At 38.1% G+C, this 21,700-nt stretch carries 22 protein-coding genes; all 22 read left to right on the plus strand.

Annotation, left to right across the window (positions count from 1 at the left end):
- Positions 1 to 175 precede the first annotated feature (175 nt).
- The 22 genes from ndk to lhaT all read left to right on the plus strand — a co-directional run bounded on the left by ndk (position 176) and on the right by lhaT (position 21,654).
- Entirely contained in the window at positions 176 to 619 is a 444-nt protein-coding gene (ndk, locus tag AC2VNP_RS02535; RefSeq protein WP_486915842.1) for a nucleoside-diphosphate kinase, read from the plus strand.
- A gap of 411 nt (positions 620 to 1,030) precedes the next feature.
- On the plus strand, positions 1,031 to 1,810 hold the full coding sequence (locus tag AC2VNP_RS02540) for a CheR family methyltransferase (protein ID WP_486915844.1): 780 nt from the start codon (positions 1,031 to 1,033) through the stop codon (positions 1,808 to 1,810).
- A 180-nt stretch (positions 1,811 to 1,990) separates the two neighbouring features.
- Complete coding sequence (gene aroC / locus AC2VNP_RS02545) at positions 1,991 to 3,163, plus strand: chorismate synthase (RefSeq protein WP_486915846.1); 1,173 nt, start codon at positions 1,991 to 1,993, stop codon at positions 3,161 to 3,163.
- Positions 3,163 to 4,251, plus strand: coding sequence for a 3-dehydroquinate synthase (gene aroB, locus AC2VNP_RS02550; RefSeq protein ID WP_486915847.1), 1,089 nt, complete (start codon positions 3,163 to 3,165; stop codon positions 4,249 to 4,251). The genes aroC and aroB overlap by 1 nt, the downstream gene beginning before the upstream one ends.
- 2 nt (positions 4,252 to 4,253) lie before the next feature.
- Complete coding sequence (aroH, locus tag AC2VNP_RS02555; protein ID WP_486915848.1) at positions 4,254 to 4,637, plus strand: chorismate mutase; 384 nt, start codon at positions 4,254 to 4,256, stop codon at positions 4,635 to 4,637.
- Between the two features lie 441 nt (positions 4,638 to 5,078).
- Positions 5,079 to 6,593 (plus strand): anthranilate synthase component I, encoded by a 1,515-nt coding sequence (gene trpE, locus AC2VNP_RS02560; protein ID WP_486915849.1) that lies wholly within the window; start codon positions 5,079 to 5,081, stop codon positions 6,591 to 6,593.
- Complete coding sequence (trpD, locus tag AC2VNP_RS02565; RefSeq protein ID WP_486915850.1) at positions 6,586 to 7,611, plus strand: anthranilate phosphoribosyltransferase; 1,026 nt, start codon at positions 6,586 to 6,588, stop codon at positions 7,609 to 7,611. Before trpE ends, trpD begins: the two co-directional genes overlap by 8 nt.
- The gene (trpC, locus tag AC2VNP_RS02570) at positions 7,604 to 8,377 is read left to right on the plus strand and encodes an indole-3-glycerol phosphate synthase TrpC (protein WP_486915851.1); all 774 of its coding nucleotides are present in this window, start codon (positions 7,604 to 7,606) and stop codon (positions 8,375 to 8,377) included. The genes trpD and trpC overlap by 8 nt, the downstream gene beginning before the upstream one ends.
- Positions 8,361 to 9,020, plus strand: a complete 660-nt coding sequence (locus tag AC2VNP_RS02575) for a phosphoribosylanthranilate isomerase (RefSeq protein ID WP_486915852.1) — start codon at positions 8,361 to 8,363, stop codon at positions 9,018 to 9,020. The genes trpC and AC2VNP_RS02575 overlap by 17 nt, the downstream gene beginning before the upstream one ends.
- A complete protein-coding gene (trpB, locus tag AC2VNP_RS02580; protein WP_486915853.1) occupies positions 8,998 to 10,194 on the plus strand; it encodes a tryptophan synthase subunit beta in 1,197 nt (398 codons plus the stop codon). The genes AC2VNP_RS02575 and trpB overlap by 23 nt, the downstream gene beginning before the upstream one ends.
- On the plus strand, positions 10,194 to 10,994 hold the full coding sequence (gene trpA, locus AC2VNP_RS02585; RefSeq protein WP_486915957.1) for a tryptophan synthase subunit alpha: 801 nt from the start codon (positions 10,194 to 10,196) through the stop codon (positions 10,992 to 10,994). The genes trpB and trpA overlap by 1 nt, the downstream gene beginning before the upstream one ends.
- Positions 10,995 to 11,303: 309 nt before the next feature.
- Entirely contained in the window at positions 11,304 to 12,410 is a 1,107-nt protein-coding gene (hisC, locus tag AC2VNP_RS02590; RefSeq protein ID WP_486915854.1) for a histidinol-phosphate transaminase, read from the plus strand.
- A gap of 14 nt (positions 12,411 to 12,424) precedes the next feature.
- Positions 12,425 to 13,528 (plus strand): prephenate dehydrogenase, encoded by a 1,104-nt coding sequence (locus AC2VNP_RS02595; RefSeq protein WP_486915855.1) that lies wholly within the window; start codon positions 12,425 to 12,427, stop codon positions 13,526 to 13,528.
- 5 nt (positions 13,529 to 13,533) lie between these two features.
- Positions 13,534 to 14,814: a 3-phosphoshikimate 1-carboxyvinyltransferase gene (gene aroA, locus AC2VNP_RS02600; protein WP_486915856.1), complete on the plus strand. Its 1,281-nt coding sequence runs from the start codon at positions 13,534 to 13,536 to the stop codon at positions 14,812 to 14,814.
- 441 nt (positions 14,815 to 15,255) lie between these two features.
- Positions 15,256 to 16,179, plus strand: coding sequence for a hypothetical protein (locus AC2VNP_RS02605; protein ID WP_486915857.1), 924 nt, complete (start codon positions 15,256 to 15,258; stop codon positions 16,177 to 16,179).
- Positions 16,180 to 16,291: 112 nt separating this feature from the next.
- The gene (locus AC2VNP_RS02610; RefSeq protein WP_486915858.1) at positions 16,292 to 17,557 is read left to right on the plus strand and encodes a tetratricopeptide repeat protein; all 1,266 of its coding nucleotides are present in this window, start codon (positions 16,292 to 16,294) and stop codon (positions 17,555 to 17,557) included.
- Positions 17,558 to 17,700: 143 nt separating this feature from the next.
- Positions 17,701 to 18,228, plus strand: a complete 528-nt coding sequence (locus AC2VNP_RS02615; RefSeq protein ID WP_486915859.1) for a ReoY family proteolytic degradation factor — start codon at positions 17,701 to 17,703, stop codon at positions 18,226 to 18,228.
- Between the two features lie 125 nt (positions 18,229 to 18,353).
- Positions 18,354 to 18,809, plus strand: coding sequence for a YpiF family protein (locus AC2VNP_RS02620; RefSeq protein ID WP_486915860.1), 456 nt, complete (start codon positions 18,354 to 18,356; stop codon positions 18,807 to 18,809).
- Positions 18,810 to 18,949: 140 nt separating this feature from the next.
- Positions 18,950 to 19,453, plus strand: a complete 504-nt coding sequence (locus AC2VNP_RS02625; RefSeq protein WP_275116539.1) for a QcrA and Rieske domain-containing protein — start codon at positions 18,950 to 18,952, stop codon at positions 19,451 to 19,453.
- Positions 19,454 to 19,467: 14 nt separating this feature from the next.
- The gene (gene qcrB / locus AC2VNP_RS02630; protein ID WP_075384751.1) at positions 19,468 to 20,139 is read left to right on the plus strand and encodes a menaquinol-cytochrome c reductase cytochrome b subunit; all 672 of its coding nucleotides are present in this window, start codon (positions 19,468 to 19,470) and stop codon (positions 20,137 to 20,139) included.
- A 34-nt stretch (positions 20,140 to 20,173) separates the two neighbouring features.
- Entirely contained in the window at positions 20,174 to 20,950 is a 777-nt protein-coding gene (locus tag AC2VNP_RS02635; protein WP_486915861.1) for a c-type cytochrome, read from the plus strand.
- A gap of 134 nt (positions 20,951 to 21,084) precedes the next feature.
- Positions 21,085 to 21,654 (plus strand): lipoprotein heptaprenylglyceryl N-acetyltransferase LhaT, encoded by a 570-nt coding sequence (gene lhaT / locus AC2VNP_RS02640; protein WP_486915958.1) that lies wholly within the window; start codon positions 21,085 to 21,087, stop codon positions 21,652 to 21,654.
- Positions 21,655 to 21,700: the final 46 nt, after the last annotated feature.

The following is a 21,700-nucleotide window of genomic DNA, read 5'->3' on the forward strand; positions in this document are numbered from 1 at the left end:
TGCCAGGTACCTTTTTAAGGTACCTGGCACCACCTCTCATTTAACGTACTAAAGGGGGAAAAGTTCAGATTTTATAATACTTATATAATGTTTCATTTATTGTATAATTCGCCCAAATTTGATATAATCGAAAAGGCTTGTACATAACACGAAAAATGAGAGGTAGGGTTTTATAATGGAAAGAACGTTTTTAATGGTTAAACCAGACGGAGTTCAACGTAACTTAGTGGGAGAAATCGTTTCTCGCTTTGAAAAGAAAGGTTTTAATTTAGTAGGTGCAAAATTGATGACGGTTTCAAAAGATCTTGCTGAAACTCATTACGCTGAGCACAAAGAGCGTCCTTTCTTTGGCGAATTAGTTGATTTCATTACTTCTGGACCAGTATTTGCAATGGTTTGGGAAGGTGAAAAAGTTATCTCAACAGCTCGTACGATGATGGGTGCTACTAACCCTGCAGATGCTGCACCTGGAACAATCCGTGGTGACTTCGCTGCACAAGTTGCGATGAATGTTATTCATGGTTCTGACTCTCCTGAGAGCGCAGTTCGTGAAATCGGTATTTTCTTTAAAGAAGAAGAGTTAAACACTTACGATAAAACAATCAGCAAGTGGGTTTAATAAAAAATCGGGAAAAGGCATCTATAGTAGATGCCTTTTTCTTTTTTTAAGGTAAGAAAGTTTATTTCGAAGATGTCTAGCTCCAGCACCTAGCGAGACATCGCTCACCTCCTTGCGATAAGTCAACATCGGCTCCCTAGTGATCACCGTGTTTCCTTTATCTCATACGGTGGCCTCCAGTCTGTAAGTCCCTAAACGGGCGCTTGCGCTTTTCGAGTCTAGCTCCCGGATCCTTGTACTATTCTAATTCTCTATAAGGGTAAAAGTACTCTTCTATAAAACAAGACAAGTTCTATTTGTTCTATTACTATTTTATGAAACCGAACATATCTTATATTTTTTTGTAGTTTTATCGGGAAAACTGTGATAAAAAGTAATAAATAAGTTTGTTATTAGAGGAGACAGCAAGACATGAATTGTGATTATAGTGAGTTTGTTGATAGTGTCAAAAGAAAAACGGGGATCGATTTAAATTTGTATAAAGAGGCCCAGATGAAGCGCAGATTAACATCTCTTCGTGAAAAAAAGGGCTATAACGACTTTACTAGTTTTTTTCAAGCGATGTTAAAGGATGAAAAACTATTTGATGAATTTCTTGAGCGGATGACGATCAATGTATCCGAATTTTATCGAAACCCAAAACGATGGGAAGTGTTAGAAAATAAAATACTGCCTCGGCTGCTAAACCAAAATTCCCGTCCGAAAATTTGGAGTGCAGCATGTTCAACAGGTGAGGAGCCGTATACCCTTGCTATTATTATGAGTCATTTTATGCCTCTATCTAAAGTTTCTATTTTAGCGACCGATATTGACCGAGAGATTTTAGAAAGGGCAAAGGTTGGTTTTTACGCAGAGCGTTCAATTAAAGATGTTCCACAAGATGTACTGCAGAATGCATTTAATAAAGATGCTATCGGTTATACCATTAAGGAAGAAATTAAAAAGACCATTAAATTCAGGCAAGGTAATTTACTTGCAGACCGTTTTGAATCGAACTTTGATTTGATCGTTTGTCGAAACGTCATGATTTATTTTACTGAAGAGGCAAAGCATGAACTTTATCAGAAGTTTAGTAATGCCTTAAGACCTGGCGGAATACTTTTTGTAGGAAGTACAGAACAAATATTCAATCCTCAGACGTATGGTTTTAAAACGGAGGATACATTTTTTTATCGGAAAAAGTTAATATAACTTCATTTAAGTACTAGTCCATCTTTATATTTAAAAAATTTTCTGATAAACTGAAGCTTCTAACATATAAAAGCTAAGTTGTAGCAAACTGAAAAATTCATAAGACAAAGAAATAAAGTTGTGCTATAATTTAGTGCATAAAAGCGCTAAAGAGAGAATAGGTTGGAGGAGGAGTAAGATATGAGATACCTTACAGCAGGAGAGTCACATGGACCGCAGTTGACTACGATTATCGAAGGTGTTCCCGCTCATCTAGATTTATTACCTGAAGATATTAACGTCGATTTGGCTCGTAGACAAGGTGGACATGGGCGAGGACGTCGTATGCAAATTGAAAAAGACGTTGTTGAAATATTAAGTGGAGTTCGCCATGGGAAAACGACAGGTGCGCCGATAACTCTTGTCGTGGAAAACAATGACTGGAAAAATTGGACAAAAATAATGGGTGCAGAACCATTAACAGAAGAAGAAGAAAAAGAAATGAAGCGTAAAGTGACACGTCCAAGACCAGGTCATGCCGATCTCAATGGTGCAATTAAATACGGCCATCGTGATATGAGAAATATTTTAGAACGTTCCTCGGCACGAGAAACTACAGTTCGTGTTGCAGCTGGAGCTGTAGCGAAGAAAATTCTTAGAACATTTGGTATAGAAGTGGGTGGGCACGTTCTTGAAATTGGCGGTGTGAAAGCTGAACAGACTTCTTACACCTCTATAAATGATTTACAAGAGCGTTCTGAAGCTTCGCCTGTGCGCTGTTTAGATGAAGAAGCAGGACAGAAAATGATGAATGCTATCGATCAGGCAAAAAAAGATGGTGATTCAATAGGTGGAGTTGTTGAAGTCGTCGTAGAAGGAGTTCCAATTGGCCTAGGAAGTCATGTGCATTACGATAGAAAACTCGATGGAAAGTTAGCCGCAGCTATTATGAGTATTAATGCATTCAAAGGTGTTGAAATTGGAGTTGGCTTTGAAGCTGCTAGAAAACCAGGAAGCCAAGTCCATGATGAAATTCTATGGGATGAAGTAAATGGTTATACTCGTAACACAAACAACCTTGGCGGGTTAGAGGGTGGAATGACAAATGGAATGCCTATTGTCGTACGTGGAGTAATGAAGCCTATTCCAACTTTATATAAGCCTCTTCAAAGTGTCGATATTGATACGAAAGAACCTTTTGCTGCAAGCATAGAGCGTTCAGATAGCTGTGCGGTTCCAGCGGCATCTGTAGTTGCGGAAGCTGTTATCGCATGGGAAATTGCTAATGCATTACTTGAGAAATTCGGCAGTGATCGTGTAGATGAAGTGAAGGAGAATATTGAACGCCACGAAGAGCGAGCGAGGTTGTTCTAATGGAGCAATTACTCATAAATACATCCTCTAAACAATATTCTGTATGGATTGGTGAAGACATTCGCTTTAAATTGTTTGAATATATTCCCAGTCAGCTGCAACAAAAAGTGTCGTCTGTTTTAATTATTACAGACGACAAAGTTGCTCCACTGTATTTGCAAGACATAAGGAACGGCTTAATTAATCGTTTCGAAACCTTTGAATATATCATACCTGCTGGAGAACAGTCGAAATCGTTCCAGCAATACTACGATATCCAGACGTATGCGTTAGAACAAGGATTAGACCGACATTCACTAATTATTGCACTAGGCGGCGGTGTGATCGGTGATCTTGCTGGTTTTGTAGCAGCGACTTATATGCGTGGTATACCATTTATTCAAGTTCCGACAACATTACTTGCACACGATAGTAGTGTAGGTGGGAAAGTGGGAATTAATCATCCGTTAGGTAAAAATATGATTGGTGCGTTCCACCAGCCAGAAGCAGTAGTGTATGACCCAAGAGTATTTCAAAGTCTGCCACTTCATGAATGGCGATCTGGTTTTGCTGAAGCGATTAAGCACTCTTTAATTTGGGACGCTCAGTTATATTCATGGCTTCAAGATCATATAGATGGTTTTTCAAACATTAAAGGTGAATTAGCAGAACAGTTACTGTTACGTTCAATTGCTGTCAAAGCTGCGGTCGTTAGTGAAGACGAAAAAGAAAACGGCATCCGTGCTATTTTAAATTTCGGACACACTTTAGGTCATGCGATCGAAAAAGAACTAGGCTATGGTAAAATGACTCACGGTGAAGCCGTAGCAGTCGGCATGATTTTTTCAATGCGTTTAAGTGAACACTACTATGGTATTTCTTTACCGGTAGATGAAGTAAAAGGTTGGTTAACTAAATTAGGTTATGAGACAGATGTTCCTGTTGAATTAGATCCTAATCAATTAGTACATACAATGAAAAAAGATAAAAAGGCCCAAAAAGGAGTCATCCGAATGGTCCTAATGAAAGAACTTGGGAGAGTAGAGGTTGTTAGTGTTGATGAAGAGCCAATCAAAGAGCTGCTCTTAAAGTCTATTAAGGGGGAGTAGAAATGATTAGAGGAATTCGAGGCGCAACAACTGTTGAGGTAAATGAAGAAGAGGTTATCTTGGATGCAACTGAAAAACTATTAGAAATGATGATCACTAAAAATGGAATTAAACCAGAAGATGTTGCCCAAATTGTTGTGACAGTCACTCATGATTTAAATGCAACATTCCCAGCAAAAGCACTGCGTCGCTTCGAAGGGTGGAAGTTTGTACCGATTATGTGTGCACTTGAAATCCCAGTGCCAAATAGTCTGCCAATGTGTATTCGAGTGATGATTACTGCAGAAACCGATGTACCTCAAAGTGAAGTTGAGCATATTTATTTAGAGAACGCTATTTCACTTCGACCAGATTTACAATTGACAAATAAAGAAGACTCAAGGTAAAATTACAGTAGATGAGATGAGAATTTAATTTAATTTAATTTAATTTAGTTTAGCTTAGTTGTTTAAAGTATTAGTTTAGATTACATGAAATGAAACTTAGTAGCTTAAGATGAGTTTTTAGAATAGTTTATTTAAGAGTAGAGCAGAGATGAGAATGAATAGTTGAGTAGAGCTGAGCAGAGCGAATATATGTATTAATGATTCGGCTGACTCTAATTAAGGGTGTCAGGCGCCGCAAAACGAAATATTAGTGCTGATTTTTCATCAGCATCTCTATTTTCGTATGATTTTGTGGAGCCAGGCACTTTGGGGTCAGCTTTTTATATTTAGTTTCTAAGTAATGGACGCTAAATTCATGGCAACACGGATGATCTAGCCTCTGTTTTCTCCGCCATATTTCTCACGTTCATTTTCACTCACTTATATGAAGGAGTGAAAATCATGTTAGATACCTCATTATCTTCCTATTTAGAAGATGCCAATCAATTCAAAACAGTTCCCGTTATTAGTCATTTATTTGCTGATACGTTAACACCCATTCAAATCTTTCGTCAGTTAGAGCAAGATGCGGTTTACTTACTCGAAAGTAAGGATGAGCACTCGCCGTGGTCTAGATTTTCATTTATTGGTCTTTATCCAAAGTTGTTTTTGAGTAATGTAGGCAATGAATTTTTTATTAAAGAAAAAAACGAGACTATCCATACTACTTCTACTTTTCAATCAGCCTTCGATTATGCAACGGAATATGTGGATGTGAAACCAATTAAACTTCCAATTCCCTTCCATAGCGGAATGGTCGGATATGTATCATATGATGCGGTAGAACAATTCGAACGTGTGCTAGCTCAGAAGGATACAGACAAGGAAACGGTTCACTTTGTATTCTGTGAATTAGTTATTGCCTACGACCATCACAAAAAAGAAATGTATCTAATTTCTCTTCCTAGTTCGGGTCATAGTGATGAAGAAAACAAAAACATTTATAAGCATACTGTTCAAATGATGAAAAACGTTGTTGCACAAATGATGGAGGGATCCAAAGACAAGCGAGTATTGCCACCACCGACGTACAAAGTCGATGTATCGTTTGAGCAGGTTCGTTCGAACTATAAAAAAGAAAAATTCCTATCTGATGTTGAAAAGATTAAAGAATATATTCGCGCTGGAGATGTATTTCAAGCGGTGTTATCCCAACGATTTGAAGTGGATATTAACGTTAGTGGTCTAGATATCTACCGAGTGTTAAGTATGGTAAACCCTTCGCCTTACTTGTTCTATATAAAAATTGGGGATAACGAAATTATCGGCAGCTCTCCTGAACGACTTGTCCAGATACAAGATGGACATATGGAAATTCATCCGATTGCTGGAACGAGGCCGCGTGGAAAGACAGTCGATGAAGATCAAGCGTTAGCTCAAGACTTATTATCGGATGAAAAAGAACGTGCCGAGCACTTTATGCTCGTAGATCTTGCTCGTAATGATATCGGCCGAGTAGCTGAATATGGTTCAGTTGAGACGCCGGTTTTACTAGAAGTGGGGAATTTCTCACATGTCATGCACATCATCTCTAAAGTGACTGGGAGATTGCAAGAAGGCATTCATCCACTCCAAGCTTTTTCTTCTTCATTTCCTGCTGGAACGGTTTCGGGGGCACCGAAGATTAGAGCAATGGAAATTTTAAAGGAAATTGAACCGACAGAACGAGGAATTTATGCAGGGGCGATTGGGTACTTTGGTTTTGATGGCAATATTGACTCGTGTATCGCAATTCGCACATTAGTGATAAAAAACAAAAAGGCTTACGTTCAAGCTGGTGCAGGAATCGTAGCCGATTCAATACCAGAAAACGAATATGAAGAAACAAGAAATAAAGCAAAAGCACTTTTACATGCTGTTCAATTAGCAGAGGCGATGGTTAAGAAAAATGCGGAGGAGGCAATTGGCAATGTTTAAAGACATCTTGCAAAAATGTATTAGTGGAGAACACTTATCAGAAAAAGAAGCAAAATCAGTAATGGATGAAATTATGACTGGTACAGCAACACATAGTCAAATTGCTAGTTTGCTGACATTATTAAGATTTCGCGGCGAGACACTGGAGGAAATGGTCGGTTTTGCAAAGTCAATGAAAGAGCATGCTATATCAATTCCTCATAATGAACATGGTGTAATTGACACATGCGGAACTGGCGGGGACCATGCGAAAACATTTAATATTTCAACAGCAGCTGCTATTGTATTGTCTTCGCTCGGTGTGACAGTTGCAAAGCATGGTAATCGATCCGTGTCATCAAATAGCGGCAGTGCAGATGTTTTAGAACATTTAAATATAGATATTCAAACTACACCTGAAGAAGCGGCTCTTGTACTTGAAGAAAAGAAAATGAGTTTCTTATTTGCTCCTCTTTATCATGTTGCAATGAAAAATGTTGCAACGCCTAGAAAGGAATTAGGGTTCAGGTCAATCTTTAACTTATTAGGGCCATTAACGAATCCAGCTAATGCAGAAGCTCAATTAATTGGAGTGTTTGATGAAAAGTACGGTGAATTGATGGCTCAAACACTTAGGGAGTTAGGGGTTAAAAGAGCTATGCTCGTAACAGGTGCGGAAGGCTTAGATGAAATTTCAATCGGTACGAATACCTTTGTAACGGAATTGAAAGATGGAGAAATTACCAAGTATGTTCTTACACCAGAGGAGGTTTCCTTGCCACGAGGACCGTTGAGTGATATTCAAGTCAAGACACCTCTCGAAAGTGCAAACATGATCTTAAACGTTTTTCAAAACGGAAAGAATGAATCAGCTAGGAACATTGTTGCCTTTAATGCTGGAGCAGGTTTATATATAGCAGGAAAAGTCTCATCTATTAAAGATGGTGTTCAAGAAGCCCAAAAAGCACTAATGAATGGAACGGTGTATAATCAATTTACTAATTTACAAGCGAAAAAGGTGGAGAGAATCGATGCTTAAAAAAATTATAGAAACAAAGATGGAAGAACTTGATCAATTAGTCTTACCGCCAGGGATATCAGTTCAACGTAAATCTCTTTTTCAGCACCTTTCTCATCCGAATCGTAAAGTAGGTTTAATTGCGGAAGTGAAAAAAGCATCTCCTTCAAAAGGAGTGATTAAAGAAAACTTCCACCCTGTGGAAATTGGTAAAGCTTATGATAAGAGTGGGGCTGATGCTATTTCAGTCTTAACGGACCGGACTTACTTTCAAGGGCATCGTAGTTATTTAACGGCGATTAAAGAAGAAGTAAATCTGCCAATTTTGCGTAAAGACTTTATTATTAGTCCACTTCAAATTGAGGAAAGTGTGCGAATTGGTGCAGACGCGATCCTTTTGATTGCTGGTATTTTCGAAGTAGAGAGATTAAAAGAATTATATACAATTGCGTACGAAAAAGGTCTTGAGTGTTTAGTCGAAGTACACTCAAAAGAAGAGTTAGAAGAAGTGTTGTCCGTGTTTACTCCAGAAATTATCGGTGTTAATAATCGTAATTTAAAAACGTTTGAAACGTCATTAGAGCAAACCGAGAGACTAAGTTCCCTAATTCCAAAAAACAGTTTATTTATTAGTGAAAGTGGAATTCATACTCATGCTGACGTTGATCGTGTATATAGAGCAGGAGCAAACGGAATTTTAGTCGGAGAATCGTTAATGAGAGCGAATACTCCTGCAGAAGGAATTCAAACATTATTTGGGGGAGAAACAGTTGCAAACGAAGCTTAAATATTGTGGGAATCACTCATTACAAGATGTTATTAACGTTATAAACTCTCGGGCTGAATATATCGGTTTCGTTTTTGCTGAGAGTAAGCGAAAGGTCACAGCGGATGATGTGAACAATTGGTTAAGAAGTGTTCCAACCAACCACACAAAACGAATCGTAGCTTTATTCGTGAATGCAACTATATCAGAAATCGAAGAGATAGTGTCGAAAGTACCCGTTGATATTATTCAATGTCATGGGAATGAAACAGCCGAACTTGTTCAAGAAATCAAGCAACGGATGAAAAAAACAATATGGAAAGTCATTCACCATCAAGAAAAAGCATGGCAAGACATGAATGATTACGCTCCTTATGTTGATGCGTTTATTATTGATAGTAAAGTCAAAGGACAATGGGGTGGAACAGGTATTACCTTTGATTGGGGACATATTCCGTATTATATTGAGCAAGGTAAAATTTTGCAAAGGCCCGTCTTTATAGCCGGTGGGATCAATCCTAGTAATGTGAGTGAGTTATTAACCTATCACCCCGATGGAATTGATATTTCTAGTGGAATAGAAAATGATGGAATAAAAGATAAAACATTGATCAAACAGGTCGAAGAAAGGATTACCAATCATGATAACCAATTATCCAGATAAACGAGGCAGATTCGGACCGTTTGGTGGCAAGTTTGTACCTGAAACGTTAATGAATGCGATTGAAGATTTAGAAAAGGCACTTGATGAAGCGTTGCAAGACCCTGCTTTTTTTGAAGAATACCACCATCATTTACAAGAGTATGCAGGACGAGAAACTCCTTTAACCTTTGCCGAAAATATTTCTAAAGAATTAGGTGGCGCTAAGATTTATTTAAAACGTGAGGACTTGCTTCATACCGGTGCACATAAATTAAATAATGCGATGGGGCAAGCGCTTCTTGCTAAACGAATGGGGAAAAAGAAAATCGTTGCTGAAACAGGAGCAGGTCAACACGGGGTTGCGACTGCCACCATAGCAGCGCGCTTTGGTTTAGAATGTAAAGTGTTTATGGGAGAAGAAGATATCGAACGACAGAAGCTGAATGTTTTCAGAATGGAGCTTTTAGGGGCGGAGGTAATTCCAGCTACGTCTGGTAGCAAAACCTTAAAAGATGCAACAAACGAAGCCATCCGTTATTGGGTTGGAAACGCTGAAGACACGTTTTATTTAATAGGGTCAGTAGTAGGGCCACACCCGTATCCTAAAATGGTGCGTGAGTTTCAAAGAATTATAGGAGATGAAGCAAAAAAGCAGATGCTAAAAGTAGAAGGGCGTTTGCCAGATGAAATTGTTGCTTGTGTAGGAGGAGGAAGTAATGCAATTGGAATGTTTTATCCATTTCTAAACGATGACGTGAAATTAGTTGGAGTTGAAGCAGCTGGTAAAGGCGTAACAACAAATCAGCATGCTGCAACAATTACAAAAGGAACAAAAGGTGTAATTCACGGCTCGCTAACGTATTTACTTCAGGATGAAAATGGACAAATTATTGAGCCGTATTCCATTTCTGCTGGCTTGGATTATCCAGGGGTAGGTCCTGAACATGCGTTCTTAGCTAGCATCGAGAGAGCGTCCTATGAAGCGGTAACGGACGACGAAGCACTTGATGCATTAAAAAAATTATCGGTATCTGAAGGGATTATTCCAGCCATTGAAAGTGCACATGCATTAGCAAAAGCATTTGAGCGAGCAAGACAGTTAACGACTGATGATATAATCCTCGTATGTTTATCAGGTCGAGGCGATAAGGATGTTCATACGTTAATGAAAGCAGAGCGAGGTGAAAAAGGATGATGCTGCGATTTCAACAATACGTTAAATCTCAAGATCAACCGCTTTTTATCCCATTTATTATGGCGGGTGACCCAACACCAGAGGCAACAATTGAGTTAGCGTTAACGTTACAAGATGCGGGAGCGCATGCGCTTGAACTTGGTATCCCGTATTCAGATCCACTTGCAGATGGGCCAGTTATTCAACGAGCAGCGAAACGAGCACTAGCACATAAAATGTCACTTGAGAAAGCATTAGACCTCGTTCCGGTCATGCGCGAAAGGGGTTTGGTAATCCCAGTCATAGCGTTCACGTATTATAACCCAGTACTTCAATTTGGTGAACGGGAATTTATGAATAAAGCCAAAGAGTGTGGAGTAGATGGACTGCTTGTTCCAGATATACCATTTGAAGAAAGTGAAGAACTCGCTCAGTTATGCGAAGAAAACGAACTGCAATTTATTTCACTTGTTGCCCCAACATCTAAACAAAGAATCGAAAAGATAGCAAAAACAGCAAGAGGATTTATCTATTGTGTGTCCTCATTAGGGGTGACAGGAGTTCGGAACGAGTTTCATCCTAAAGTTTATGAATTTTTAGAAGATGTCCGCTCATATAGTAAAGTGCCAGTTGTCGTTGGTTTTGGAATTTCCAACAATGAGCAGGTACAGCAGTTACAGTCCCATTGTGATGGTGTAATAGTTGGAAGTGCGATTATTCGCGAGGTTGAGAAGGTAAAGGAACTTCTTGAAGATGAAAAATTAAGAAAAGATGGACTTTCTCACATAAAAAGGTTTGTCCTTTCGCTCATTTCATCGTAACATAGTATTATAGTTTTCTCGCTGTAAACCATTAAAGACTTTTTGATCAGTATGTCAAACTTTTTGAATAGAGGCTGACTCGAAAGCGAAGTGTCAGACACCGCTGTATGCTTTTTCATTGCACCTTAAGATTAGCAATGAATGTAGACATGGAGGGTGTTTGCATGTCAGGGTCGGCCTCGAACCTTTTTTATATACTATCTTTTAGGGGTAGTTTAACCTTGGATAGTATAAGAAAAGCTAAGGGGTAAAGTTTACTTACTGAAAAAACAAGCATTACTAATGAATACATAGAAAGAGGTGCTTACGATGAAAGCAAAACCACAAGTCATCGGGCTGCCAGCCTATAAACCAGGAAAACCAATTGAGGAAGTTAAACGTGAATTAGGATTAGAGAGAGTTGTGAAGCTTGCTTCCAATGAAAATCCGTTTGGAGCTTCGAAGAAAGTCGCTGAGGCGATTTCACAACTGGCGAACCAAACTGCTGTTTACCCAGACGGTTATGCGGCAGAATTACGAAATAAAGTAGCGCAGTTTGTCAATGTCAATCCAGATCAACTAGTGTTTGGAAATGGATCGGATGAAGTCATTCAGTTACTTTGTCGAACATTTTTAACCCCAGATACAAATACAGTTACTGCGGATCCTACATTTTCACAATATAGATTAAATGCAGTAATTGAAGGAGCTGAAGTTCGTGAAGTACCTTCAAAAGACGGAATTCATGATCTAGAGGCAATGCTTGAGGCGATTGATGAAAATACGAGAATTGTTTGGGTTTGTAACCCGAATAATCCATCAGGTACATATGTAAATGAAGAAGCATTTAAAACATTTTTGGCTAAAGTTCCAAACGATGTTCTCGTCGTATCGGACGAAGCTTATTATGAATATGTAACGGCTTCTGATTTTCCACAAACGGTTCCTTTACTTGAACAATATAATAATTTAATTATTCTACGCACGTTCTCAAAAGCATATGGAATGGCAGCGTTGCGAATTGGATACGGTATTGCTAACAGTGAGATTATTTCATTAGTAGAGCCGGTCAGACCGCCGTTTAACACGACAACTTTTGCACATGCTGCTGCAATCGCTGCTTTAGATGACCAACAATTTATTAAAGAGTGTTATGAGAAAAATGTTGAAGGAATTGAGCAATACGTGCAATTTTGTGAGAAATACAATTTAAAATATTATCCAACACAAACGAACTTTCTTTTAATTGACTTTGGTATTCAAGGTGATGAAATTTTTGATTTTCTTTTGAAAAAGGGCTACATCATTCGCTCTGGAAATGCACTCGGTTTCCCGACATGTGCACGGATCACAGTAGGAAGCCAAGAAGAAAATGCAGGTATTATTCAAGAGCTTTCAACTTGGCTTGAAGAAAGAAAAGCGAACTCTGTAGGCTAGAAGGAGATTTTAACGTGGAGAAACGCAAAGTATTTGTTATCGGTCTAGGTTTAATTGGAGGCTCAATTGCATTAGCTATTAAGAGAGAGCACAATGTCCATATCGTTGGCTACGATATTAACGAACAACAAGTAAAAATGGGCTTGTCTCTAAAAGTTATTGATGACGCTGCTGATTCAATTCGAGCTGGGGTAAGAAATGCAGATCTAATTGTATTAGCCACACCAGTTACTAAAACGGAACAGTTACTGGAGGATCTTTCTAATTACGAATTAAAGCAAGGTGCAATTATTACGGATGTAGGTAGTACTAAACAACGAATATTTCAAAGTGCAACCTGTCTAAAGGAAAAAGACGTAACTTTTATAGGGGGCCATCCAATGGCTGGTTCTCATAAAAGCGGGGTCGAGGCGGCTAGGGCACATTTATTTGAGAATGCCTTTTATATATTAACGCCGGTGGATCAACAAAATATGAACAAAATCATTCAATTACAAAACTGGTTAAAAGGAACGAGAGCGCGTTTTATTGAGATGTCTCCTGAACAACATGATCGGTTAGCAGGTGCTATTAGTCATTTTCCTCATATTGTTGCAGCCAGTCTTGTCCATCAAGTGGCTAAAATTGAAGAAAAAGACCCGCTAGTTTCAAGATTAGCCGCTGGAGGGTTTCGTGATATCACGCGAATTGCTTCTGGGAGTCCTGTGATGTGGCGGGATATTCTCATTCATAATAAAGATAGCTTAATTGAATTGTTAGATAAATGGCAAGAAGAGATGAACTATGTAAGGATGCTTATTGAGCAAGAGGAAGATGATAAGATCCACCACTATTTCGACCATGCTAAGAAATTCCGTGACGGTCTCCCTATTCATAAAAAAGGTGCTATTCCTGCGTTCTATGATTTATATGTAGACGTTCCTGATCACCCAGGGGTTATTTCTGATATCACAGGAATTTTAGCGAAGGAAAATATAAGTATTACAAATATCCGCATTATTGAGACTCGTGAAGATATTATGGGAGTTCTAAGATTAACTTTTCGTACGAATGAAGATAGAGAAAAAGCAGAAACGAGCTTAAGATCACATCTGTATGAGACTAATTTAATGGAGTGAGAGAAATGACCAAAGTGGAACAAATCACTGGTGGCTTAAATGGAGCAATTAAAGTACCAGGCGATAAATCAATCTCTCATCGTGCTGTTATGTTTGGTGCGATCGCTGAGGGGACAACTACAATTGAAGGATTTTTACCAGGTGAGGATTGTTTAAGTACGATTGATTGTTTTCGCAAACTCGGGATTCATATCGAGGCGCAAGGTGATAAAGTAAAAGTTGAAGGTAAAGGTTGGGAAGGGTTAACGGAGCCTAGTCAAATTTTAGATGTAGGAAATTCTGGGACAACAACCCGTTTAATGCTCGGCATCTTATCTACACGCCCATTTCACTCTGTTGTGATTGGTGATGCATCAATTGCCAAACGGCCGATGTCACGAGTAACCGATCCTTTACGTCAAATGGGTGCAATGATTGACGGACGTAATAACGGTAATTTAACACCTTTATCGATTCGTGGCGGTCAAACGAGAGGCATTGATTATATTTCTAAGGTCGCAAGTGCTCAAGTGAAATCATCGTTATTACTTGCCGGCTTACAAAGTGAAGGTGTAACGACTGTTACTGAGCCTCATTTGTCACGTGATCATACGGAGCGGATGCTGCGAGCTTTTGGTGTTGATGTAGGAGTAGATGGTCTGACGGTATCTGTTAGAGGTGGACAAGACTTAAAAGCACAGCATGTTGTCGTGCCAGGAGATATTTCTTCGGCAGCCTTTTTCCTAGTAGCAGGTGCAATTGTTCCTAATAGTCGAATCGTTTTAGAAAATGTAGGAGTTAATCCATCTCGTACAGGAATTATTGATGTTCTTCAACAAATGGGTGCTAAACTCGAACTGTTCAATGAAAGAGAATCAAATGGAGAACCTGTTGCAGATCTCATTATTTCCACATCGAATCTAAAAGGCACTGAAATCGGCGGTGATATTATTCCACGATTAATCGATGAGATACCGGTAATCGCGGTGCTAGCTTCACAAGCACAAGGAAAAACAGTAATCCGCGATGCAGAAGAGCTTAAAGTAAAAGAGACGAACCGTATTGATACGGTAGTAAGTGAGTTAAGGAAGTTAGGGGCTGAGATCGAAGCAACAGATGACGGAATGGTCATAAATGGTCCTGTCCAGCTTAAAGGAAATACAGTCGATAGTCATGGAGACCATCGTATTGGTATGGCAATGGCAATAGCAGGTTGTGTTGCTAATGGTATCGTTACGGTTGAAAATAGTGAAGCTATTGCTGTTTCATATCCTAATTTCTTTGACCATATTAAGAAGTTGACATAAAGAAGAGTAGTCTTTACCATTTTTCTAGTAATAGACCAGTTAGACGGAAATCAGTTAGATTTTCGTCTATTCTGTTTGCATTGCTATAAAGTTTCGAGAATACAATGAAAGAAGTAAATTTATAGAATAAAAGCCTTAAAAATATTTTTTTATTTTTCTGAAAGTAGTTATTGACTTTGTCAGTATTTTCTATATAATAAAAATTAGCGTATGGTTTCTCTCCACTCCTATCCATACTAATAGACTTTTTAGCATCTTGCTAAACCTGTTTGAAAGCGTTTACGTTTTCGAACAGGTCTTTTTTTTGTTAGGAAATATAGAGATTTAAGATAAAAAATGTATTGAGTGTTGCTTCCTCCTTAAAACTTTTATGGTACAAAAATAGGGAATGTTTTTGCCACCTTTTTCATAGCTTGTCTATAGAAGAAAGGTGGGATATTAATGAAATACATTCTTGCAGACGCTAAAAGAGAAGAAGGTTGTGAATTTAAGCAGAAGTCTTACTATATTGAAAATGATTCTATTTCTTATGTCAACGATAAGATGGACAAACTTAAATTTACACGAATAAATATGAGCGGATTTACTTTAGCGGCTGGGCATATTATGAATGATTTCAACTTAATTAACTTCAAGCATAAAGAAGCTTATAAAATGAGGTTTAAGCGACTAATTGAAAAAGGGTGTACAACGATCGTTACGTATCCATTTGTAGAAGGAGTTGATGAATTTAAAAAGAAGTTGAGGCATGCACGTCACCAACTGATTAATAGTCCAATTGATTACGTAATTGGCATTCAAACGACTATTGATGGACTGACTCCTGGGCTTGTTCGAAAATGTAGAAATGAAAAAGTTCCAATCATCCTCGTTAATATTACATCAACTGAAGATTTTTATAAGGTTTCTTGGGAGCGCATTAAAGAAGCGATGCTAACTTACCAACTTTTGATTATTCCTAACTGGACAGTAACTCCACTAACGCCAAGAGTAGAACAAAAGCTCTCAGATACGTGGGATGTAATTTCAAACCTGCATCGAATTCCAACCCACCAACTGTTTCCGTGTGAACATGAGCCTTTCCCGAAGGTTCTTTCCAAAAAAATCGGACTATATCCAAAGAAAAGTGAATTAATTGTTGGAAGCGATGTTGATTATATCATGTTTCAAAGAGGTGCAGCTGAAGGAATAGATGAAGATTCCGTTACCCTAGATGAGCCAGCTGTCGTTGTTCTACGAGGAAAAGTACTTAAAGCGGGAGATCTGGTTTATTATAAGCCGGGGTACGGCCGAGAAGTCCGTATTACCGTTCCGAGGCATTTCTTACCAATTACTGAAGCTTTTAAGGATGTTATAGATCTATAGTGTATTGTCTATAATGCGAAAAGATAGTGAAAATCAAATATTCATGCTACCATCATAATATAATTATGATGGTGTTTTTTTATGAGAAAAAGGAACCGCGTAGGAGGCTTTTATGAAAAAGATAGCAGATGCAGTACATAAAATAGAGAATGGTGAAGTCGATCAAGGACTTGCACAACTCGAAGAACTTGAGAATACGACTAATCATGAAACAAAATTTCAGTTAGCGGAGACATATTACTCGTTAGGTCATATTGATAAGGCGAAAAAACTGGTGGATGAATTACTCATGCTGTACCCGGATGAAGGTGAATTATATACGTTTTCTGCCGAGTTACTAATTGATCAAGATCAAGAGGACGAAGCGATTGAAATGCTCCTAGAGATAAAGGAGGATGATCCTGCATATTTAAGATCACTTTTATTATTGGCAGATCTGTATCAAATGCAAGGATTAGATGAAGTCGCCGAACAAAAATTATTAAAGGCTATTGAGAAGGCTCCAAATGAACCGATCGTTTCTTTTGGCCTCGGGGATTTTTATTTAGCTAGAGGTGATTTTCAAAAGAGTCTCCCGCATTTAAAAAAGGCCTATTACGCCAATGTAGAAATGGAAGGGTTAAATATCGCATTACGTTTAGCGGAAGCATATAGTGGTACAGGAGAGTATGAGGAGGCTTTAAAATTATATCAAGAGGGCCTGGATCAACAATTAGACATCCATGCACTATTTAATTATGGGTATACAGCATATCAAATTGAACAATACGAGCTTGCAATTGATCAATTCAATACCTTAAAGGAACTTGATCCGGAATTCAGTAGTGTGTATCCATACTTAGCGAAGTGTTATGAAGCGTTACACCGATATGAAGAAGCTATTAAAATTATCAATGAGGGGCTGTCAGTCGATCAATATAACGAAGAACTGTACGTTCATGGTGGAAAGTTAAGTTTTAAGATGAAAAACCGTGAAAAAGGGGAAGAATATTTACGAGAAGTTATCGCAATTAATCCAAGTCATTTTGAAGCTGTACGAACATTAGTAGCCTTCTTAAAGCATGAAAATCGTTTTGATGATTTAATTGACTTGGTCGAATATTTGAAGGATATCGGTGAAGGAGATCCAGTCTTGACATGGTATGAAGCAGTAGCAAGGTATGAAAATGATGATATCGATAAAGCAAAAGAATGTTTTGAAGCGGTTAAAGTAGATTTTGGAGATGATGTTGACTTTCTTGAAGAGTATGGAAAGTTTTTAATGGAAAATGGAGAGCGTGTTGAAAGTCTCCATTTATTTAGGCAGGCCATTGCTTTAGATGAAACAAGGTTAAATATTAAAGAATTAATTGTCTATTTAGAAGAAGATATGCAATAAATTGTTCATAATCATGTAACAATAATTTTGTGCTAATTAGAGGATTTGAATTGTAAGTTGGAGAATAATTATATACATAAGATTCTTTCTGTTGTCGTGTTAAATGTGAACTAAGGTATTAGCCTTTCGGGGAGGGAATCAGGATGAGCAGCACTATTTCAGTATATGAGAAAAAAGAGTTTTTACGTTGGTTTCTTAATGAGTATCAGTTGAAACGAAGAGAGTGTGCTTGGCTTTTAAATTACTTAATTAGTGATGAAAACTTAATGGAAAAAGTTCATTTTGTGGAAAGAGCTGAATATTGTCCAAAAGCGTTAATTATTTCTACAACTGACGTCGATCATGTTCCATTTTGCTTCCATAAGCAAAAGCATGTAACGATGGACGCAGAAAAGGCCTTTCATGACATTCGTCTGAATAATGATGAAGATGTTTATATTCAGTTGAATTTCTCAAAAGCAAAAACAAATCCTCATTATGTTGCTGTCCTTGAAGAAAATCCGTATTTACCTGCAAATGAAATGGCGACGGCTGATGCGATTATTTCTGAAATTTTTCTTGATAAAGTTTTAGCTTCGTTTAGTGAAAAACAATGGTATGAAAAAGTGAATGAAGCGTTAGACAAAAGAGATAAAGATGCATTTTTTAAATTAACAAAAAAGAAGAAATGATATAGAAGCTGATTTATCGGAGTGCTCTAAGAGCTCATGGATAAGTCAGCTTGTTTTATTTTTGAGCATTTTTCGATAAGATAAGAGAGTATTAATAATTTAGTTGCTATAAGGAGAGAGTAGAGATGAAATGGTTAGCCAAAGAAATGGATACGTATTTGCAGGCAAAAGAGTATGTCGATACCGCGTTAATTCCATTAATTCCTGTAAGTTGGGAGAAGGAAATTAAGTCAACCGTAGCGATGGGAGAATTTATTTCAATTATCTCTAGTGAATTAGAACGGCAATTCCAAGGTAGAGTGATTGAATTTCCTGCATTTACATATTTGAAGAGTGATGTTGAAAAGGTAGTGCGCCTTAAGAGTTGGGAAAAAGAATTAAAAGAAAATGAAATTAAACATATGATTTATATTACTTCAGATTTTGAATGGGAACAGGCAAAACAAGACTTGACAGAAACGCTTATTTGGCTTCCTTCTATTCCATTAGAACATATGGACCAAAAGCATAAGGTCGAGGTTATTGAGGGGCAAATTAAACAGCTTATCCCCTTTTTGACAAACAAGTGGCAAAATCGTTAATTATGAAATTTCCGTGGCATTTTGACTTCTGAAAAGATTGACATTGAAAGAGTAGTTAGCTATCATGAGTATGTCCTAGTATTATATGTGTTAAATTATGTCCGGTTGGACTTAACTTACAACGTAGGGGGGGAAATAGAGTGAGTGAGAAAGATCATAAAGTATCAAGACGTCAATTTTTAACGTATACGCTAACAGGGGTTGGCGGTTTCATGGCTGCAGGTATGATCATGCCTATGGCTCGTTTTGCGTTAGATCCAGCTTTAAAAGTTGGTGCTGAAAGCGATATGGTTCCGATTAATCTTCATGTAGATGAAGTTACTTCAGAGCCAATCCGTAAAAACTTCCAATTTGAGCAGGTCGATGCATGGTATACTTCAGAAGTAACTGGGGCAGCTTGGGTATTTAGACAAGGTGATGAGATTATTGCATTATCTCCTGTATGTACTCATTTAGGCTGTACAGTAGACTGGAACACAAATCCAGACTTTGAGAACCAATTCTTCTGTCCATGTCACTTCGGTCGTTTTGAATTAGACGGTACAAACGTTGCTGGTACGCCACCAACACGACCACTTGATGTATATGAATTAGAAGTTAGAGACGGATATATTTACTTAGGTAGACCAATTCGAAGAGGATAGGAGGGGCGTAGCTCATGTTACAGAAAATTTATGACTGGGTTGATGAGCGTCTCGATATTACTCCTATGTGGCGTGATATCGCGGATCATGAAGTGCCTGAGCATGTTAACCCTGCCCATCACTTTTCAGCATTTGTTTATTGCTTTGGTGGGTTAACATTCTTCGTCACAGTCATCCAGATCCTATCTGGTATGTTCTTAACGATGTACTATGTACCAGATATTATTAATGCTTATCATTCCGTTGCATACTTACAAAATGAAGTAGCTTTTGGTGTTATCGTTCGCGGTATGCATCACTGGGGAGCTAGTTTAGTTATCGTAATGATGTTCCTACATACGTTACGTGTATTTTTCACAGGATCATATAAGAAACCTCGTGAGTTAAACTGGGTAGTCGGAGTACTTATTTTCTTCGTAATGTTAGGCCTTGGTTTCACAGGTTATCTTTTACCTTGGGATATGAAAGCGTATTTTGCAACTGTAGTAGGTTTACAGATCGCTGAAGCAACGCCGATTATCGGTGGATTTGCGAAAACATTACTTGCTGGTGGAGAAATTATTGGGGCAGCGACGTTAACTCGTTTCTTTGCAATCCATGTATTCTTCTTACCAGGTGCTCTTTTAGGTTTACTAGGAGCTCACTTCTTCATGATTCGTAAGCAAGGTATTTCTGGACCGTTGTAAAAAATAAAAGACAATTTATAAAGGAGGGAAATCGATGCATCGTGGTAAAGGGATGAAGTTTGTTGGTGACTCTCGTGTTAAAGACTTAGAACACAGAAAACCTAACATTCCAAAAGACTATTCTGAATATCCAGGTAAAACGGAAGCGTTTTGGCCAAACTTCCTATTAAAGGAATGGATGGTTGGTGCGGTATTTTTAATCGGTTACTTATGTTTAACTGTTGCCCATCCATCGCCATTAGAGCGTATGGCTGATCCGACTGACGCAGGTTATATTCCGCTTCCTGACTGGTATTTCTTATTCTTATATCAATTATTAAAATATGAATATGCTGCTGGTGTATACACAGTTATCGGTGCAATTGTAATACCAGGTTTAGCATTTGGTGCTTTACTTTTAGCTCCATGGTTAGATACTGGAAAAGAAAGAAGACCATCAAAGCGTCCTGTAGCTACAGGTTTAATGCTTTTAGCAGTAATCGCTACTATCTATTTAACTTGGGAGTCTGTTGACCAACATGACTGGGAAGCAGCTGCAAAGCAAGGTGCAATCATTGAACACGAAATCGATGATACAGCCCAAGGGTATGAAATTTATGCCACGCAATCATGTATCGGATGTCACGGTAACCAACTGGAAGGTGGATCTGCTGGTTACGCTTTAGTTGAAACAGGCTTAACTGTTGATGAAATTAAAGATATCGTAATTAACGGACGTGGAACAATGCCTGCTGGCTTATTCGACGGTACTGATGAAGAGCTTGAAATTCTTGCACAGTTTATCGCCAATGACGGTCAAGGCGACGAATAGTTTTTAATGAAAAGCTGACTATATAGTCAGCTTTTTTTACACCTTAAATTATTATTAGTAGCTTCAGGTTCTCAAGAATACGAAGGAGTGTGTTTCGTGTGATTTCATTATTAAAGATTTTCAGGCAACCCCTCATGTTATATATGTTATTGATCATCAATTTTTTCGGTACGATCTATGGGTACTACTGGTATAAGGATCAACTGGCTGCAACACCAACACACTTTTTAATTTTTGTTCCTGACAGTCCAACAGCAAGCTTATTTTTCTTGTTTGTATTAATCGCTTTTATTTTAGGTAGAAATGTTCCGCTTCTTGAAGCGCTTGCGGCTGTTACTTTAATTAAATATGGATTGTGGGCTGTAGCTATGAATATTGGCGCGGGAGTGACCGGTTCTCAATTAGGGTGGCAAAATTATATGCTGATCGCATCTCATTTAGGGATGGCGTTGCAAGCGGTCTTATACTTACCTTATTACCGGATCAAAGGGTGGCATTTGATGCTCGTCGCTGTTTGGACATTACATAATGACATAATTGATTACGTTTATAATATGCATCCATATGTTTCGTGGAGTCTTCATCCATACATTCATCACATTGGCTATTTTACATTTTGGCTAAGTATTTTTTCGGTACTCGTAGTTTATTTGTACGGAGTTCGTGAGAATAGATTGAAGCTTTCTATTCGAACCCAAATGTAACTTTGAAAAAGCGCAAAAACTTGTCCTGAAATTGGTCTACTCTTGT

The sequence above is a fragment of the Alkalihalobacterium sp. TH-98 genome (genome assembly GCF_057473385.1).